Annotated in this window: 2 protein-coding genes; one reads left to right on the top strand and one right to left on the bottom strand. The window is 58.7% G+C overall.

What is annotated here, in order from left to right; genetic code table 11:
* Positions 1-104: 104 nt before the first annotated feature.
* The gene (locus E3T55_RS14065) at positions 105-791 is read left to right on the top strand and encodes an adenylate/guanylate cyclase domain-containing protein (protein ID WP_134520196.1); all 687 of its coding nucleotides are present in this window, start codon (positions 105-107) and stop codon (positions 789-791) included.
* Between the two features lie 13 nt (positions 792-804).
* Here E3T55_RS14065 and E3T55_RS14060 read toward each other — a convergent pair.
* Positions 805-2,204 (bottom strand): IS3 family transposase gene (locus tag E3T55_RS14060; RefSeq protein ID WP_134520197.1). Its coding sequence is split into 2 segments (ribosomal slippage): positions 805-1,883 and positions 1,883-2,204, totalling 1,401 coding nucleotides; the frame shifts between segments, so codons are not numbered across the junction.
* Between the last annotated feature and the right edge of the window lie 157 nt (positions 2,205-2,361).

Genomic DNA, 2,361 nt, shown 5'->3' with positions numbered 1-2,361 from the left:
TCACGGCTTCGTCTTTGTACTCAGGAGTGAACTCCCGACGTGTGTTTCCCATGTGAACATTCTCTCTTGTGAGGTGTCCAGTCAACGGGGGCAGGGCCAAACCAATGACGCTCAAAGAAGACGTCGACGCAGCTGTCGTCGACATGGCCAAGGAGTGGTCGGTTGTTACCCAACAGAGTGGCTCAACCAGCGTCCCTGACACGGACACTCTGGTGGGGACTTCCGCAAAGAAGATCTTAGCCACCTACTTGTACACGGACATCAAGAACTCGTCCGGCCTCATGAAAGTTTCACCCGCCGAGACTGTGGCTAGCGTGATGGCTGCGTTCCTCAAGATATCCGTACGGATCATTCGTCACTATGACGGTCACATTCGTAGTTTCGACGGCGACAGGGTCATGGGCGTCTTCACAGGGCCGGATAGGCAGTCGAGAGCCGCTACTGCCGCGCTAAAGATCAACTACGCCGTCCGCACAATCCTCGAGGCGAACATCCAATCTCAGTTCGGGAGCATCCACCGCTCGAACTGGAATCTGCAGCAGATGACGGGTATTGCGAGCGGAGATGCGCTCTTAGTGAAAGTCGGAATTCGCAACAACGCGGACATCCTGAGTGCTGGAATAGCGCCAAACCTGGCTGCAAAGCTCAGCGATCTCCGCCTGAGCAACAGCGCAATCGCCACTGCTATTGGCAAAGGCACTTATAACTCGCTGAATGACTCGGCCAAGCTCAGCAAAGGAGTCAACATGTGGACGGGACCGTATTCGATCGGAATTTGTCAAGGTGGATGAGGCCAGTGGGAGTTTAGGCGGCTAGTTCTAGGCGATCATTTTCGGGGGGTTTGTCGGCTGGTTTGTTGATCCAGGCCGTCGTGGGAATGGACAGGATTTGCGGCGCCTGGGTGGTGTTGAATCGCTCGGGGAATCGTGCGCGGGCCGCGTCCAGCGTCGATGCTCGTTCGATTGCTTTCGCTTCGGCGAGGCCGTAGTGGACGTCGGCTGGGGTGTTGAGGCCGATCCCGGAATGGCGGTGATCGTGGTTATAACCGTCGACGAAGGAAGCCATGAATGTCTTTGCGTCGGCGAGGGAGCCGAAGCGTTCGGGGAATGTCGGGGCGAATTTGAGGGTCTTGAACCAGGCCTCGCTGTAGGGATTATCGTTGCTCACGCGCGGCCTCGAATGCGATTTGGTGACTTCCAGATCCGACAGCAACGCCGCGACGGTCTTGGATGTCATCGACGTGCCGCGGTCAGCGTGAACGACCTGTGGGACGCCGTGAATGCCGAAGATTTCCTTCATCATCTCCACCGCCAGCTCTCCCGATTCTGAGGCGTGAACATACGCGCCGACGATGTATCGGGAGTAGATATCGATCATCACGTAGGCGTCGAAGTACTTCCCTTTGACGGGGCCGGCGAGTTTGGTGATGTCCCACGAGTAGACCTGCCCGGGGCCGGTGGCCGTCAGCTCGGGGATGGCCCGTGCCGGGTGGCGGGCCTGGCGGCGGCGGTCTTTGACCTGCTTGTTCTCGTTCAACACCCGATACATCGTTGATATAGAGCACAAGTACGTGCCGGCGTCGAGGAGTTGGGCGTAGATCTGGATCGGTGGCAGGTCCACGAACGAGTCCGAATTGACCACATCAAGAATCTGCTGGCGGTCGGCATCATCGATCTTGTTCGCCGGGATCAATGCCGGCCCGGCCACCGGGATGCGCGGCTTCCGGGTCGCGGTCGTTCGAGAAATCCCAACCAATTCGGCGGCGACGCGAGTCGAGATTCCTCGGCTGGAAAGTTCGCGGTAAGCGGTCATTACGGCTTCGTATGCGGTGTTTCGTCCCGCGAGCTCTTCGAAAGACTTTCGAGTAGCTCGTGCATTTTTGACATGATCTCCAATGCCACCCCCGTCGTTTCCAGGCGCTGCTCGGTCTGGGCGAGTTGGCGGCGCAGCCGAGCAATTTCGGCTTGCTCGGGCGTGAGCCGGCCAATCTTCTCGCCGGGTTTCTTCCCCTCGAGGACACCGGCGTCACGCAGCTTTCGCCACTCCGTGATCTGCGAGGAGTACAACCCCTCGGTACGCAGATACGCGCCGCCCTCGTTGTTCTTGATCGCAGCGTCGTACGCGGCGAGGTACGCCAGCTTTTGCGCTGGCGTGAACGACCTTCTCGAGGTCGGACCACCCGCTCGGGGTCCGGGTTTACTCATATGACTATCGTCGCGCACGGCGATTGCTGACGGGCTGGACATGGTGATGATTCCTGATTGGCCTTGCCCCCGGTTAGTGGACACGGGTTAAGCGGCGAGTTGAACTTCCGCGGTCTCTGACGAGTATTGCAGTTCGAAGGTGACGGGGGTGACATCT

This window comes from Cryobacterium frigoriphilum (assembly GCF_004403305.1).
GTDB lineage: Bacteria > Actinomycetota > Actinomycetes > Actinomycetales > Microbacteriaceae > Cryobacterium > Cryobacterium frigoriphilum.
The sequence above is the reverse complement of the archived record's forward strand: the minus strand, read 5'-3'. Positions and strand labels throughout refer to the sequence as shown.